The 16988-nt window shown below is 38.6% G+C and carries 15 protein-coding genes; 1 reads left to right on the top strand and 14 read right to left on the bottom strand.

Annotated features, from left to right (window positions below; all coding sequences use genetic code 11):
* Positions 1-61 precede the first annotated feature (61 nt).
* From H9L23_RS08225 to H9L23_RS08190, 8 genes are all read right to left on the bottom strand, one after another.
* Positions 62-1237, bottom strand: a complete 1176-nt coding sequence (locus H9L23_RS08225) for a DUF3095 domain-containing protein (RefSeq protein ID WP_187594502.1) — start codon at positions 1235-1237, stop codon at positions 62-64.
* 88 nt (positions 1238-1325) lie between these two features.
* The gene (locus H9L23_RS08220; protein ID WP_223191058.1) at positions 1326-1793 is read right to left on the bottom strand and encodes an RICIN domain-containing protein; all 468 of its coding nucleotides are present in this window, start codon (positions 1791-1793) and stop codon (positions 1326-1328) included.
* Between the two features lie 64 nt (positions 1794-1857).
* Positions 1858-2055: a hypothetical protein gene (locus H9L23_RS08215; protein WP_187594500.1), complete on the bottom strand. Its 198-nt coding sequence runs from the start codon at positions 2053-2055 to the stop codon at positions 1858-1860.
* Between the two features lie 103 nt (positions 2056-2158).
* Complete coding sequence (locus H9L23_RS08210; protein WP_187594499.1) at positions 2159-2479, bottom strand: hypothetical protein; 321 nt, start codon at positions 2477-2479, stop codon at positions 2159-2161.
* Positions 2480-2611: 132 nt separating this feature from the next.
* On the bottom strand, positions 2612-2908 hold the full coding sequence (locus tag H9L23_RS08205) for a Dabb family protein (RefSeq protein WP_187594498.1): 297 nt from the start codon (positions 2906-2908) through the stop codon (positions 2612-2614).
* Between the two features lie 49 nt (positions 2909-2957).
* On the bottom strand, positions 2958-5654 hold the full coding sequence (gene ligD / locus H9L23_RS08200) for a DNA ligase D (RefSeq protein ID WP_187594497.1): 2697 nt from the start codon (positions 5652-5654) through the stop codon (positions 2958-2960).
* Between the two features lie 10 nt (positions 5655-5664).
* Positions 5665-5838, bottom strand: coding sequence for a DUF3606 domain-containing protein (locus H9L23_RS08195; RefSeq protein WP_223191057.1), 174 nt, complete (start codon positions 5836-5838; stop codon positions 5665-5667).
* A gap of 104 nt (positions 5839-5942) precedes the next feature.
* Entirely contained in the window at positions 5943-7154 is a 1212-nt protein-coding gene (locus H9L23_RS08190) for a glycosyltransferase family 87 protein (RefSeq protein WP_187594496.1), read from the bottom strand.
* Positions 7155-7435: 281 nt separating this feature from the next.
* Between H9L23_RS08190 and H9L23_RS08185 the strand changes: the two genes are divergently transcribed.
* Positions 7436-7657: a DUF3606 domain-containing protein gene (locus H9L23_RS08185; protein ID WP_187594495.1), complete on the top strand. Its 222-nt coding sequence runs from the start codon at positions 7436-7438 to the stop codon at positions 7655-7657.
* A gap of 215 nt (positions 7658-7872) precedes the next feature.
* Here the strand turns inward: H9L23_RS08185 and H9L23_RS08180 are convergent, their stop codons facing one another.
* The 6 genes from H9L23_RS08180 to H9L23_RS08155 form a co-directional block, all read right to left on the bottom strand.
* The gene (locus H9L23_RS08180; RefSeq protein ID WP_187594494.1) at positions 7873-9018 is read right to left on the bottom strand and encodes a serine hydrolase domain-containing protein; all 1146 of its coding nucleotides are present in this window, start codon (positions 9016-9018) and stop codon (positions 7873-7875) included.
* Positions 9019-9084: 66 nt separating this feature from the next.
* Entirely contained in the window at positions 9085-9546 is a 462-nt protein-coding gene (locus tag H9L23_RS08175) for a VOC family protein (RefSeq protein ID WP_246474886.1), read from the bottom strand.
* A 451-nt stretch (positions 9547-9997) separates the two neighbouring features.
* Positions 9998-10828: an aldo/keto reductase gene (locus H9L23_RS08170; protein WP_187594493.1), complete on the bottom strand. Its 831-nt coding sequence runs from the start codon at positions 10826-10828 to the stop codon at positions 9998-10000.
* Between the two features lie 339 nt (positions 10829-11167).
* Positions 11168-12601, bottom strand: a complete 1434-nt coding sequence (locus H9L23_RS08165) for a TolC family protein (RefSeq protein ID WP_187594492.1) — start codon at positions 12599-12601, stop codon at positions 11168-11170.
* Entirely contained in the window at positions 12594-15764 is a 3171-nt protein-coding gene (locus H9L23_RS08160; RefSeq protein ID WP_187594491.1) for an efflux RND transporter permease subunit, read from the bottom strand. Before H9L23_RS08160 ends, H9L23_RS08165 begins: the two co-directional genes overlap by 8 nt.
* 24 nt (positions 15765-15788) lie before the next feature.
* A complete protein-coding gene (locus H9L23_RS08155) occupies positions 15789-16871 on the bottom strand; it encodes an efflux RND transporter periplasmic adaptor subunit (protein ID WP_187594490.1) in 1083 nt (360 codons plus the stop codon).
* Between the last annotated feature and the right edge of the window lie 117 nt (positions 16872-16988).

The following is a 16988-nucleotide window of genomic DNA, read 5'->3' as shown; positions in this document are numbered from 1 at the left end:
CTTTTGTAATATTTTAGGTATATAACATACAAGTAGCCGTCGTAAATGTTTGGGCGTACTCTTAAATGTTATCCATCTTTTGCATTTTTCCGCGTATTTTTTGTTTCAATATTCCGGCTGCCTGGGTGTAACCTCCTTCTGCCCCATCAACAAAGTGAATGTGATCATCTTCCAGATCCCTTACGTAACATGACATGATTGACTCACCGCTTACATAGAGCGCATATAAAATTTCTTGTTTGTTTTCCAGTATATCCAATTCCTTATGTAAGGCTAAACGCTGTTTTTCCGTTCCGGTAATCACGGTGTTGATCCTTCCATCCATTACCAAAGTATCAGACATGGCCACGAGTTGTTTAAGGTAATTTTTGCCGCGCTCAGTGCGAAAATAGATGTAACCGTAAATATTGATGAACCAGGATTTAACGAGTTCAAAAAATTTAATCTTCCCTAAACGGTGTTTCATTTCCTGCCCCAGGCTATTAAAACTTGTCCTGAAAATTAGTTTAGAAACCGAAATTGGCTGGCGTTTTTCTGGGGTACCATAAATCTGATCGAGGTGACGGATGACCTTACTGAATACTTCTGCCTGCTGCCTGTAATCCTGGGCAATTACAATCAGGGTTACAATTTCTTCGCTATTCTCTGGTGGTTCAATTTTATCCCAACGGCATTGCATGCCGCTTAAATCTATTTCTTCGTTGGCAGTATCGTGACCCGACAATAAATAATCATCCCCCTTTATCATTTTTTCGGCATAAGCCAAACCATCACCCAAAACAATCGGGATTGAAAAGGTTTCGGAGCTATTAAATTTGCAGATCTGAAGGCTATTTCCTTTTGCGTAAATTTCGGCTAAAGGTACAATCCCAACCCTTAAATCGAGATTAAAATTTTCGCGGGTGTTACTCTTATATCTCAATAACGATTTCATCACCTCATCTACAATACCAGGTGGTACGATAAAAGTTGCACCATCACCCCCAAAGAAAAACGGCACCGTAATACTGGCCTTAAAAGCAATATTGAGCACAGCAACAATGCTACCTGTGGCAATAAGATTTACATTTTCGTGCAAACCTGCATTAACGGCAGCTGTAGAACTTTTAATATCAGTGATAATGACATGCCAATCTGCAGGTACATGCCTAAATAGCTGCTTTTTAACCAATAGCCGGTGTAAAGGAATTTTATTTGTTGGAAGATTGGAATAGAAATGATCTTGATTATTTGGCATAGTTCTAATACGACAGTTCTAATATACGTATTCAAAAGCGATGTGTATTTAAAAGCTATAAATTGCACTATTTATGTAGCAAATTCATCTACATGGTCGGTGCTTGTTCGTATATCGTCCATTGCTGTTCCTTGGTTTTCGTTTTCTTTGGCAGGATAATGGCTGAGTTTATAGCTCCTTTTTTATCTTCGGGCGTAAGGTAAAGATCTGTTCCTTTGAGTTTGATGAAATAAATATCTTTTCCGGCAGGTTCAAATTCATATTGCTGATTACTGTTACCTAAGGTTAAAGGCTGTTCCTCTAAAATTAGCTCAGCAGATTTTGGCTGAAAAGTTTTCCCGGTGAATAGATTTTTTAACTGATAAGTGTTATCCTCAACAGCAATAAAGTTCCAGGTCATACATTTCCAGTTCTGCGGTTCATAAGCCACCAATGGCGTTCCATTTTTACCACTGGCATCTTTAACACGAAGCAACATACCTGTAAGCACGTTTTTAATGGCGAAATTCCCTTTAATGCTTTGGGCTAAAATAACCTGATTAACAAATAATAACAAACACAATGTTATAAGACATTTTCTCATAACACGAATATAATCAATTTGTTAAAGGAGGAAAGAATTAAAGAATAATCAGGATGGTACCTGATTTTAGCAGCTTAAAGTAGTAATGATATTCGCCATGACGGTTTATTTTTTCAATTTCACAAACCTTACCGGATTTACCATATTCATCAGCCAATAAATCGCCGATTTTAATGCTATCCAACACATTTACATTGATAGATGCTCTTTTGATTAGTGTAGCGCTTTTTTCCATGAGATTGCCGTTTGTCATACTTACGCAATCCAAAATGCTTTGGTTTTGTAGTATCATAAATTACTTATAAATAAGTAACGAATATACACAATTGTAGTTTTAATTAGCAACACATCAATTCATAAATACGTTTCATGTAGAGGGCCTCATCTATCTTGGTAAAAAATTCGAACCATTCATTTCTTGTAAAAACCAAACTGATATCAGGAAAGGGCGTAGATAAGATCACTACCTGTTTACCATCGGGCCGGTTCTCTACATAATCATCAAAGTTTAGTTTTTTGGTAGCCAGGTAAAAAGCATCAAACTGCTCAAAAGAAAAGTTCATCAGCACACCTGAACGCCATATATTTAACACTTTGCAATTATTGCATTGGGCAATGGTAATGTTTGCATTTTGGGCCAGAACAGTTGTTTTACACATAATTGATAACTTTTGAAATAATCGATAGATTACACAAATATCATATTATTTAGAATAATTCCAAATAATAAAAATCGATTATTTATAAAAGCTTTAAAAAAAATGCCCCCATTTTATTGGAGGCATTTTGTATTATTCTGCGTCGTAAATAACAACCTTTTCAAAATAAACCCTGAATTCGTCTAAGAAAGCTTTGTGCAAAGGGTGAACCTGGTAAACATCATGCGCTGCCAGATCTTCAAAGAACAAAATCAGGCTGAAAGTATAAGTGGTATCTACCACAGCACGCTCAATTGGTGCAGGTACGCCAATATGAAAAGTTTTAACAACTTCAATTTTTTCTAATGTTTGTAAACTATTGCGAAAAGCAGTTTTTTGCTCTTCAGTGGTATCGGCTTTAAGCCAGAATAAAACGTGGTGTGCTATCATTTTTTAATTTTTTTCAAATATAATGAAAGCGGGAAAAGATCATTCATCTTTATCCAAAAACACTTTTTGCTTTATTGATAGCTTTTTTCAAGTCAATACCTTTGCCTAAAACTCCTTTAAAAAGATCTCCTTCAACTTTTAAACGCTCTAAGGCATTAAAAATATTAAAGTCTTTCATTTTCAAGCCGGGTTTTACTTCATCCCAATGCAAAGGCATGGAAACCGTTGCCCCTACTTTTGGCCGCAAAGAATAAGGTCCTGCGATGGTTGCCCCTGGCCTGTTCTGTAAAAAATCAAGATACATTTTACCTTTTCTGGCAGCCACCATTCGTTCTAAAGATGTATATTCAGGAATCTGTTTATGCACCAGGTTCACAATGATTTTAGCAAACATCTGACTCTGGTCATAATCGTATTTAGCATTTAAAGGAATGTAAATGTGCATGCCGGTTGAGCCTGAGGTTTTACAATAACTTGGCACATCAATGGCATCCAATACTTTTTTGGTTTCAAGGGCAGCTTCAACTACCTGATCGAAAGTGTGTTTATCCGGATCAAGATCAATTACGCAATAATCAGGGTTATCGGGGTGCTGTACGCGGCTAAACCAGGGATTCATTTCTATACAGCCCAAACTTGCCATCCATAATAAAGAAGCTTCATCAGTACCTACCAGGTATTCCTTTTTTTCCCCCTCGCCATTTTCATAAGGAAAAGTTTCCGCCCATTCCGGTGCCTTTCCCTTAACATCTTTCTGGTAAAAACTCGGCCCGTGGATCCCTCCCGGAAAACGGTTAAGCGATTGGGGCCGGTCTTTAAGATAAGGTAAAATATATTCAGCAACCTGATAATAATAATTAAACATGTCCCTTTTGGTTACTTTATCTTCTGGCCAATAAACTTTGCTCAGATTGGTAAATTTCAACTCGTGGCCTTTTATTTTTCTCACCTGCGTTTCATCTTTTGGGTTTAATAAGGTTTTGGGTTCTTTTCCTTTAGGTGGTTTTATGGCATCGGTATGTTCCTCTTTTTCTTTAACCTCATCAACAACCTTTTGCGTAGGTTTTTCCTCTTCACGGACTACTTCTTTCGCTTTTTTATCCTCTCTCATACCCTGAAAAGATGGATGACGGAAAACGCCATCATCGGTTACTTCGGTAAATGCTACTTCGCAAACCAATTGCGGTTTTAACCAGGTGGCTTTTGCCTTTGGCGGATTTGGCCTAAACCGCGAAGGTTTATTTACATCAGGGATACTTTCGAAAGGACTTTTATCTATTATAATGGGCTTAAACTGCTCCATCATTGTTTTTTGCAGTTTATCCGAAAACCCGGTACCAACCTTGCCTACATACTGCAATTTTCCTTTTTCATATACGCCCAGTAAAAGCGAACTGAAAGATTTGGAGGTATCGGCATTTTTTGTAAAACCGGCTATCACCACCTCCTGGCGCTTGTGTACTTTAATTTTTAACCACTCTTTCGATCTCCGGTCGGGAGCATAAGTACTATCCGTTTTTTTAGCGATGATGCCTTCCAAACCCATTCTTTGAGCGGCATCAAAAAAATCGACTCCACTGGCTTTGAAAACTTTCCCTAAACGCACACGATCATCATCAGTTGGTAGCACATCATTTAAAATGGCCTGGCGCTCATCAAGCGGCAACTCCATCAGGTTTTTGCCCTCATACCAAAGGATATCGAAAACATAAAAAACAAGTTCCCCATCTGCCTCACTTCTCCAGTTTTGTAATGAACCGAAATTGGATATGCCCCTATCATTCAACACTAAAATTTCTCCATCCAAAACGGCATTAATTTTCCATTCGTTAAGCAGGTCGTAAATGGGATAAAATTTTTCGTTAAATGATTTATTATTCCTCGAAAACAGTTCTGCTTTTCCTTTGTTGATAAAAGCCAAAGCGCGGTATCCATCCCATTTTACTTCGTATTGCCAGTTTGGATCATCAAATGGTTCATCCACCAATGTAGCCAACATGGGCTTAATGTTTTTCGGCATGGCCGATTTTGGTGCTTTTTTAAGAATGGCTTTTACATTAATGCTTTTATCATCTCCTACAGGTTTTGTTTCTTTTTTAACCTTTGGCTCAGGATTTTTTTTTTCAGGCTTTATTTTTTGCTCTTTTCCTTCCTTCCACACCTTATCTGATGTTTTTTCCATCTTTTCGATGGTTTTTCCGGAAAGCACCGATTTATCTTCTTTGGTTATATCTTTTGTGGAGGCATAATCATCTTTGTGTTTGATGAGTAGCCAGCCATTTTCGCCCATTCCATGTGTTTTAACCAGCGCAAATTCGCCGTGAAGTTTTTCTCCATTCAATTTAATTTTTAAAGAGCCTTCATTTAACTGTTTTAACAGATGTTTTTCCTGTGCTTTTTTGCCTTTTATAACCTCAATCGGCTCGTAGGTACCTTCATCCCATACAATCACGGTTCCGCCTCCATATTCACCCTGTGGGATAATGCCTTCAAAATCCTTATAATCGTAAGGATGGTCTTCTACCATCATGGCTAAACGTTTGGTTTTGGGATCGGTTGAAGGACCCTTTGGCACCGCCCAGCTTTTTAAAACGCCTTCCATTTCGAGTCTGAAATCGTAGTGCAGGCGAGATGCATCGTGCTTTTGGATCACAAAGTGTAACTTGCTCCGATCGCGGCTTTTACCTGATTTGGGTTCTGCCGTTTTTGAGAAATCGCGCTTGGCAACATATTTTTCCAGACTCATAATAAATATTTTATTTTTTTAAAAAATCTTCTACCGCGTGGGCAGAGGTACCAACCGTTTGCACTGCTGCTTTTAGTTTATCTTTGCTCACACCAAATTTATTAGACCAATAATCAAGCTCATAACCTTCGTTAATGTTGATCCTACCGCGATCAGCACTCCCGTTTTTTTGTTTATCATCCATAATATTTTTGATTAGATTGCTATAAAACAGCCTGATAACAAAAAAGGTTTTAACATCCATTTTATAACGGACATCAAAACCTCTAAAAAAATAAAAATTTAAACTTAATCTATTAGCGCAGTAACCATTTCGGGTTCTGTTTCTTCTGCATAGGCGAACCTATTTTTAGTAGCGGTATAAATAACCCTAAGCCAAACGAGGAAATAAGGTAAACTGATGATCGCAAGCGATAAAGGATGCGATTTGGCAAAAGCCGGGAATAATAGTAAGGGAAAATTACAGGTAATGAAAAGCAAAACAGGCAACAACACTCTTTTCATGGCTTTATTATTTTCTTTTACATACCATATCCCCACCCCGGTAATGGAAATGATAAAAGTACAATCTTCAGCACCCGTACTAAACAACACCGGGAAAAGTAACACAGAAGATAAAATCATCAGTTGAAACTTTTGTTTTTCAAAATTAGTGATGCGTTTAAAGGGCAACATGAATATCAAAGAGCCAAGCGCCAGGAAAAGAAAATTGGATATTCCGGGTTCATCTAAAAGTTGCCTGAAGAAACCCATGATCGAAATATCGATTCCTTCGCCTAAAACATTGAGCATATTTTTACCAACGAGTGAGTTTTTCCAATCCACATAACAATGCGCCACATAATCAGGCGAAGCAAACAACATGGGCAATAAGAATATAATGAGCGACCATATAATAAGCCATAAAATGAACTCGGGTTTTTTCTTTGCGAAAAAGAAAAACACCAGTCCAACAATACCATAAAGCTTGATAAATGTGCCCAAAACGATACAGAGTGCAGACCAAAGGCCTTTATTTTTGTTAAGAAGTGTGTAACTGAATATCATTAAAGCACCTTCTCCGGCATTAAATTGCTGGTTCAGCATAGATTCGATCAAACAGGGAATGGCAATATAGCCAATCACTACCTTTTGATCCTGAGTTAAGGGCAGGGTTTGGATGGCTTTAAAAAGTAAAAAACAATTAAACAAATTCCACAATAGCAAGCCTACCCAATTGTGAAAAATGGCAAAGGGGGCAATCAATAAGCTAAAAATTGGTCCATAGTGGTTGGTATCGTCATGATAGGCTGGATAATGGGCATATAATGACCTTTCGTGAAGGAGATTTCTAAATGTATTTTCGAATATGAGGTAATTATTGTACCGATGCGTTGCCCACGAATCGATTACAAAAATCAGGGTAATCACAACCCAGATGGATAATACAAAACGATTATCCTGATAAAACTTTTGGCGCAAGGATAGACTTGGAGCGCCGGTTAGAAAATGATTTAGCATTGTAAAAATTATATTACAATACAATAATAATCAGGCTAAATCACAAAAGCAAATGTTTTGTAAGGAAAATGTTACTCTTTTTTAAAGTAAATATTATCCTGCTATAGATATGCTGAAATCTAACATTTTGATGTTTTTTTTGACGAAAATTCATCAATGTTCACCAGTTTTTAACCATCCGACAATAATGTTGATTTATCTGAGAATTTACTGACAAAACTCCAAAACCAAAAGCAATTTATTACTGTTTCTTGAGTATTACTAACCAAAAATTCATAAAAATGGAATATCAAATAAATTCGATGAATGCGAGGAAAGAATTTATCGAAATCGCAGACGAACAAGACCGCAATTATTGGGCTGCCCGCTTAGGGGTAACAGGTGAGAAACTAAAATCGGTTGTAAAAGCCATTCAAAGCATGGAGTTTTCAATATTGAAAGAGTATTTAATGATGGAGAAAATTAAATCTGGAAGTACTTATCAAAGATTTGCAAATCAATAATGGAGAAGATGGATTACAAGATTAACGAAAACAGGAATCTGATAAAAACGGAAAAATTCCCAATTACAGATTGTTCACATTTAATAGATTTGGCTCCTGTGAAAAGTGTTTTTGATGATAAAGTGAAAGGCGATAACATCAATCATCCCAAAGCCTGCATTAAAATTCTAACGGCCTTTTCCAATAAAAACGGCTTGTCAAGTTTACTATAAGCGTTACTTAACGAAAAATTGGTATAAACTGTTAATTGCTGCGCGGCTAAAATCAGGCAAACCATCTGTATAGGTGGCATTGATACCATTGGTGATGATTACGAATCCAAATTTTTCTTTCGGATTAAAAAACATGGTGCTGTATAAGCCATAAGCAGAGCCTGTGTGCCCCTTAAGCTTAACCCCCGGAATAAGGTTATCTGCTGTTCTGATGGCAAAACCATAACCTTCATCATCAGTTAAAGCGGTTTGCATTTGCTTAGCGCTTTTTTTGCTTATAATTTTAACGCCATTTGCGGTGCCATAGTTCATGTGCATGATCATGTATTTAGCCAGGTCGGTTGCAGAGATTTTCATCCCTCCTGTTGGTGAAAAAATAGGCGTGCTATAACCCATCACATAATTTGCAATTTCAGCTCTCCTTGAAGCATAAGCGGTTGGCGAAGGACTATAAGATTTTGTATCAGCATGATATTCGTACAGGCTCACAAAACGGGTGCTATCTAAAGAATCGACACAATAACCGGCATAAAGCCCTAAAGGTTTAAGCACGTGGTTTTTTAAATAATTATCGAAACGCTCGCCCGATTTTTTCTCTATGATGGTTCCGATCAGGTTAAAATTGAGGTTACAGTAATCAAATTTACTTCCGGGTAAATAATCATTATAACATTTTGCCCAATCTGGGTTTTTATCCGGATTAATTACATCGAGGTTTAAATAACCCTGCGAATCGTTTAAACTGGAGGTATGCGATAAAGCCATTTTTAAGGTAATTTTCTGATCAGGAAATTTTGGATTTCTGATTTTAAAACCTACCAGATCACCGAAATCATCATCTAAATGGATTTTTCCCTCCTCTACCAATTGCATGATGGATGTTGCTGAAAAAGATTTCGAAATGGACGCGATCCTAAAAATATCCTGATCGCTTAATGCCTGTTTATTTTCGAGGTTTTTTAAGCCAAAGGAGTGGGTATAAATGATTTTTCCTGCCTTAACCACCGCCACTGAAGCACCAATAGCACTGTATTTCTCCATAACCTGTTTGAAATCAGCTTCTGCTTTTTCATTTTGGGCATTTGAATGTTGCGTTACCACAACAAGTAAAAGGAGTGCAAAAAGATGCTTAAGGCAAGATATTTTCATGAGTTATAGGGCTAGGCACTAAAGATAAGTGATGAGACCAAAGAAAGTTAACACGTAGTAAAAAATTTACTTCGCGTCGTTTACTTCAAGCCAGTGACCATCAGGATCTTTGAAATAAATCTGTTTTACGCCATCAACACGTATGGTAATGCCTTTTTCTTTGCCCGCCCAATCTTCAAAACTGATGTTTTTAGCATTCAATTTCTTTACAAAATCATCAACCGATGGAACACTAAAACATAAATGTCCGTTTTTATCAAATGTTTCATTGCCTTTTGCGCCCTGAATCAAATGTAATTGTCCGGCAGCTCCTAAAGTAAACCAGGTATGGCGGTTATCTTTAAAAGGCTCTGGAATGATTTTCAGGTTGAAAACACTTTCGTAAAAAGTAGTGGCTGTGTTTAAATCGGCTACATAAACAGCGATATGGTTTAAAACTGCAGGTACATTTTCTGTTTTATTTTGCGCCATGGATTTTTGAAATAGTATAGAAAATAAAATGATGGTGGTTAGGAAGACTTTTTTCATGTTTAAATATCCTACAAAATTTTCAATAAATGATAAAATATAAGATTTAACTATGGCTATGAGAAGCTAAGTGAATTTCATCATTGCGTGGCACAGCAAGTGCCGATTTTCAAGGAAATAATCTTAACGGGCCCACTTCTAGCGATCGTTGTAAAGATTGCTTCGTCGGCTAAAAAAGCCTTCTCGCAATGACGATTCCTCGCTGCCTATCAATCAGTTGCTCTCTCCTGTATAAAACAAAAGTCTTAGCGAGACGCTAAGACCAGTGAAGGCGCTAAGTCTAAAAATCACAAGAAAGATCGTCATTGCGAGGAGGAACGACGAAGCAATCTTTGATGCATGAAGTTTCTTCTATAAAGATTGCTTCGCCGGCTGAAAAAGCCTTCGCAATGACGATTTCTCGCGGTTTATCTTTCTGCTGAAAATGACGATCGCGGGGAATTTTCCATTCTTATTGCGCTAAACTTTCAAATTCTGCTTGAGTCAACTCGATTTCTGCGGCTTTTAAGTTTTCTTTTAGATGTTCTACAGATTTTGTTCCAGGGATCAAAAGGATATTTGATGATCTTTTTAATAACCAGGCCAAAGCAATCTGTGCGGTTGTAGCCTTGTGTTCTTCGGCAATGGCTTTAATTTTATCCTCTAACTTATGCGGACCGGAAGCCAAGGGAAACCAAGGGATAAAAGCCAGACCTTGTTCTGCAGTAAAATCTAAAACACTCTCCCACTCCCTGTTGCTAAGGTTATATAAATTTTGTACAGAAACTATAGGCAAAATATCCTGTACCTGCTTAATCTGATCGATGGTAACTTCTGATAATCCTACATTTTTTATTTTACCTTCTTTTACGGCCTCTACCACTGGCGCAAGGGTTTTAGCAATATCCACATTAGGATCAATACGGTGCAACTGCCATAAATCGATTGAATTTACTTTTAAGCGTTGTAAACTTCCTTCAATATCTTCTCTGATTTTTTCTGGCGCACCGTTAGGCACCCAATTGTTTGGACCTGGTCGGTCAAAACCGCCTTTAGTAGCTATAAAAACATCTTTTTGAAAAGGTGATAATGCATCGGCAATAAGCGATTCGTTAAATTTTGGTCCGTAAGCTTCAGCTGTATCAATAAAATTAACGCCATTTGCAACTGCTTCGCGTAAAACCGTTATTGCATTTTCGCGGTCTTCCACTTCGCCAAAAACACCTTTACCTGTTAATTGCATCGCTCCATAACCTAAACGGTTAACTTCTAATTCGCCAAATTTAAATGTTGTTTTTCCCATTTTATTTCAGATATAATGATAAATTCTATGATACAGATAACCGCAGACAAATGGCATTGTTTGCAAAATGAATTTTATGATAAATAAATGAACAAAGGGAAAAAAGGCTATTCCAGTTCGAAACGGAATCGCGAAATACTCAACGTATTTTAGGAATAGGTGTTGGTGAAATTGCGAGAAGACACCCCGTCCTGGCGGACACCCTCTGAAAAAAACCGGAGCAGACACTCTAAAAGAGGGGAATAAAAAAGGCTGCTCCAAATGGAACAGCCTGATTGAATATAAGGATAATAAGACTTCAAAGAATATTGTATTTATTTAATGATTACTGGTATTAACCTAGTTCCATCCGCCTCCCAGGGCGTGATAAATATCTACCACAGCGTTTAACTGTTGTTTTTTGGTTTCGATCAACTCTAATTTCGATTGTAATGCATCACGTTGGGTCATCAACACCTCAAAATAATCTGCCCTTGCCGATTTAAACAAATCGTTCGAAATATCGATCGACTGTGTAAGTGCAGCAACTTGTTTCGATTTCAGGTCGTAACTTTTTTGCAAATTGCTGATTTTTGACATTTGATTGGCGACTTCAATATAGCCATTTAAAATGGTTTTTTCATAATCAAAAACTGCCTGCAACTGTTTGGCATTCGCTGTTAAATATTCTGCTTTTATAGCATTTCTGTTGATCAGTGGTCCGGCTAAATCTCCTGCTAACGAATAGATCAAAGATTCTGGCGTTCTTAATAAATAAGAAGGATTAAAAGCCTGGTAACCGATGGTTGCAGAAATGCCTAAAGATGGATAAAACTGCGCTTTGGCTACTTTAACATCCAATTTAGCTGCTGCAAGTTCGAATTCGGCCTGTTTAATATCCGGGCGGTTAGCCAATAACTGCGAAGGTAAACCTGTTTGCACGGTTGGCGGAACCAGATCGGTAAAATTAGATTTATCCCTGATGATCGGCTGAGGATAACGGCCTAACAGGAAATTAATTTTATTCTCTGTTTCGGTAATGTTCTGCTGAATATCAAATTCTAGACTTTTTGAGCTTAATACTTCTGCCTCAAATTTACGCACAGCAAGCTCGTTAACCCTTGAAGCCTGTTTTTGGATTTTCATCAGCTCTAAAGCATTGCTCTGTAGTTCGATATTCTTTTTTACCGTTTCTAACTGATTGTCGGCCGCTAACAACTCATAGTATGAATTGGCTACTTCGGCAATTAAATTGGTAATGACAAAATTCTTACCCTCAACCGTTGATAGATAGTGGCTAATGGCTGCTTTTTTAGAGTTGCGTAATTTGTGCCAGATATCTGCTTCCCAATTGGCTTGTAAGCCAAAATGGTAGTCAGGCAATACTTCAGGTACTTCTTTACCAGGTGTAATTTCTGTTGAAGCATCACCTGCACCCGAACTGGTATAACGGCCAACTTTATCAAATCCAGCACCTACACCATAGGTTACACTCGGTAAAAGTTCTCCTTTTCTCGCCTTGATTTCATTTTTGGCAATTTCGATATCCTGAAGCGTGATATTCAGCTCCTGGTTATTTTTAAGTGCGGTATCAATCAGGTTGACCAGGTTTGGATCGGTAAAAAAGTTACGCCATTTAATGCTGGCCGTGTTTACTGTATCCTGCGAGCCATTAAAGGCTGCAGGTACATTTTTATTTTCGGAGCGTTGGGCCACTTCTGGCAATTTACAGGCGGTATATGCAGCGCATATCAACACCAATCCAATGCCTTTATAAATATTTTGCTTAAACATTGTTTTCAATTTCTTCAGTTAATGGATGTTCTTCTTCAATTTTGATCAGCTTGTGTTTTGCTGCAATTGTTCCGAATATGAAATATAAGCCCGGGATTACAATTACCCCGAAAATGGTACCGAAAAGCATACCTCCTGCAGCCGCAGATCCGATGGTACGGTTACCGATTTTACCTGGTCCACTGGCAATCATTAATGGAATCAAACCTGCAATAAAGGCAAAAGAGGTCATTAAAATCGGACGGAAACGCACGCTTGCACCTTCCATGGCCGCCTTAAGCACCGTTGCCCCCTGTGCATGGCGCTGCGTAGCAAACTCCACAATCAGCACGGCGTTTTTACCAAGTAAACCGATGAGCATCACCATGGCTACCTGCGCATAAATGTTGTTTTCCAATCCTAATAATTTAAGGAAGAGGAATGCACCAAAAATACCGGCTGGTAAAGAAAGGATTACCGAAAGCGGTAAAATGAAACTCTCATATTGCGCTGCCAAAACCAGGTATACGAACCCTAAACAGATCAGGAAGATGTAAATGGCTTCATTACCCCTTGATACCTCATCTTTAGAGATACCTGCCCAATCGATACCAAATCCCCTGGGCAAGGTTTTCTGAGCTACTTCAGTAATGGCTTTAATGGCCTCACCCGAGCTGTAACCGGGAGCCGATTGTCCGCTGATCTCCGAGGCATTGTACATATTGTGACGGGTAATCTCCGATAAACCATAAACTTTACGCATTTTGATGAAAGCCGAGAAAGGTACCATCTCATCGCGGTCGTTTTTAACCGACAGTTTTAAGATATCCTCTGGTAAAGCCCTGTACTGAGGTAAAGCCTGAACGATTACTTTATATTGGCGATCGTATTTAATAAAGCTGGTTTCGTAATTACTGCCCACAAATGTTGACAGGGTATTCATTGCATTATCGATACTTACTCCTTTTTGTTGCGCAATATCATTGTCAACATCTAACATGTATTGCGGGAAACTCGCGCTGTAGAAAGTAAATACTGATGAAAGCTCTTTACGTTTGTTCAGCTCACGTACAAACTCGTTGGCAACCGTTTCCATTTTTTTGTAATCGCCACTACCTGCTTTATCTAATAAACGAAGTTCGAAACCGCCTGCTGCACCATAACCTGGTACTGCTGGTGGCTGGAAAAACTCGATGGTTGCACCAGGAATAGATTTTGATTTTTCTTCAAGTTCTTCAATAATCTCTGCTGCTGAGTGTTTACGCTCACTCCAATCTTTCAGGTTAATTAAACAGGTACCTGAGTTCGATCCTGTACCTTCGGTTAAGATTTCATATCCTGCCAATGATGAAACTGACTTCACACCATCAATGTCTTCACACATTTTTTGCAGTTTCTCTGCAATCTGGTCGGTACGCTCTAAAGTAGATCCCGGAGGCGTTTGGATAATGGCATAAACCATTCCCTGATCCTCATTAGGAATAAATCCTGATGGTACACTTCCACTTAATGCCCAAACACCCAAACAAAAGGCAACCAATACGCCAAAGGTTAAAATCCTGCGGCTCACTACCTTGCTCAATACCAGTTCATATTTACCCGAAAGTTTGTTAAAACCATTATTAAAACCATCTAAGAAACGGTCAATAATGGTTTTCTTTTTGGTAGAACCGTGATTGTTCTTCAACATAATGGCACACAATGCCGGCGTAAGCGTTAAAGCCACAATACCCGAAAGGATAATGGCCGTTGCCATGGTAATGGAGAACTGACGGTAGAAAATACCCACCGGACCCGACATAAATGCGACCGGAATAAATACCGAAGCCATTAAGAAGGTAATCGCAATAATTGCCCCACCAATTTCTTTCATGGCCTGTTGCGTGGCCTTTAATACCGAAAGGTGCCTGTCGTGCTCCATCTTGGCGTGCACCGCTTCAATTACCACAATTGCATCATCTACCACCACCCCGATGGCCAATACCAAAGCAAATAAGGTAATTAAGTTGAGTGTGATACCGAAGAACTGCATAAACACAAAGGTTCCGATTAAGGATACGGGTACAGCAATCGCTGGAATAAGGGTTGAACGCCAGTCGCCAAGGAATAAGAATACCACTAAACCTACCAGAATAAAAGCTTCTACCAAAGTGTGGATTACCTTTTCGATTGATGCATCCAGGAATTTAGAAACGTCGTAACTGATTTCGTAATCTAAACCTTTTGGAAATGATGCCGATTTAATCTCAGCCATTTTGGCTTTAACATCTTTAATTACCTGACTGGCGTTACTGCCGTAAGATTGTTTCAAAACAATCGCAGCAGATGCTTTTCCGTTTAAGGTAGAGTACAAATTGTAGGCAGAAGCACTAAAATCGACATCAGCGATATCTTTTAAGCGAAGCAATTCTCCATTGGGAGTTGCCCTAACCACTATATTTTCATATCCCTCTTTGGTATTAAAACGACCTGAATATTTTAATACATATTCGAAAGCCTGCGAACGTTTACCAGAACTCTCTCCTGTTTTACCCGGAGAGGCTTCTAAACTTTGCTCATCAAGCGATTTCATTACCTCATCAACAGAGATTTTATATGCCTGCATACGGTCTGGTTTAAGCCAGATACGCATGGCGTAATCCCTGTCACCCAAAATATCGGCAAAACCTACCCCATCAACCCTTTTCAACTCCGAAAGCAAGTTGATATCGGCATAGTTGTACAGGAAGTTCTGGTTCATTTTAGGATCTTTACTATACAAGTTGATGTACATCAACATGTTAGATTCCTCGCGTGTGATTTTCACCCCTTCGCGAACCACTAAAGGCGGAAGTTTATTGGTAACGGCCGCTACACGGTTCTGTACGTTAAGCGAAGCCTGATTGGGATCGGTACCCAGGTTAAATACTACCTGAATTGATGCTTCACCATCGTTACCGGCATCAGAAGCAATATATTTCATCCCTGGTACACCGTTAAGTGCACGCTCGAGCGGAATAACCACCGATTTAATTAATAACTCGTTGTTTGCCCCAGGATACTCTGCCGTAATATTCACTTTAGGCGGAGAAATGGATGGGAATTGTGTTACTGGCAGGTAGCTGATGGCTAATACCCCAAGAAACACAATAATAAGCGATATTACGATAGAAAGGACGGGCCTTTGTATGAATTTACTAAACATAAAATAAGTATGGAGGGGTTTAGATTATTCTGTTTTCAATCTCAATTGTTTCATCACATCCTGAGGCTGCTGGAATTTAAAGGCGATTTTATCATCGTCTTTAACTTTCTGTACACCTTCAAGTAAGATCTTATCTTCTACGGTGATTCCGTCGCCGATAATGTATAAATCCGGCAGCTCGCCTGCAATGGTAATGGCCCTGGAGTGCACTTTATTGTTTTTATCGATTACGAAAACATAAGTTTTATCCTGAATATCGTAAGTTGCTTTCTGTGGGATAACAATTGCATTTTTCAAGGGAACAACCATCTGGATTTTACCAGTTTCGCCGTTTCTAAGCAGGTTATCAGAATTGTTAAACCTTGCCCTGAAAGCAATGTTTCCGGTCTCGTTATCAAATTCACTTTCAATTACCTCCACTTTACCTTTCGATTTTAGCAGTTCGTTATTGGCCAGTAATAAACTAACTTCTTGCTGTCCTTTTGCTTTTGCAGCACTCTGATAGTTTAAATATTCAGGTTCCGATACGTTGAAGTAAGCAAAAACCTGGCTGTTATCTGAAAGGCTGGTTAACAAAGCACCTTCATCAACCAAACTACCCAGTTTTAAAGGAATACGATCGATGGTACCATCAAACGGTGCCCTGATTTCGGTATTGGATAAATGGAATTTTGCCAGTGAGGTTTCAGCATTTGCAGATTGCAGTTTTGCTTTGGCCATCGCCAGTTCGTTTTTGGAAACAATGTTTTTATCAGACAGTAATTTGGTGTTTTCCAGTTCAATTTGTGCAGATTTGGTTTCAGCCTGTGCCTTTAACAATTCAGACTGGGCTGCTTTCGGCATAATTTTAAACAACAACTGACCTGCTTTTACATGCTGACCTTCATCTACATAAATATTTTGGAGATAGCCCTTTTCCTGGGCCCTAACTTCGATATTCCGAACAGATTTAATCTGCGAAACATATTCCTTGGTAAACGAAGTATCCATTCTCAGCGGCGTGGTTACCGCATAAGTAGCTACTTCTTCTTTTTCTTCTTTTTTCGAGGTACAACCCGTTACGTAAAGTAAAGTACACAAGCCTAAGCACATGAGAACTCTTTTCATTTTTTTTCCTTAAATGGTTTAATCTGATTTATTTTTTTCTCTAACTAGTTTCGTTGAGGAGTCTTTTTTTTAGAAAAGCAATCTGCAACCGCGGTGCGGAGACGAATTGAATTCAAT

The organism is Pedobacter roseus (genome assembly GCF_014395225.1).
GTDB classification, from domain to species: domain Bacteria; phylum Bacteroidota; class Bacteroidia; order Sphingobacteriales; family Sphingobacteriaceae; genus Pedobacter; species Pedobacter roseus.
Note: the sequence above shows the minus strand (reverse complement) of the source record. Positions and strands in the feature narration are given on the sequence as shown.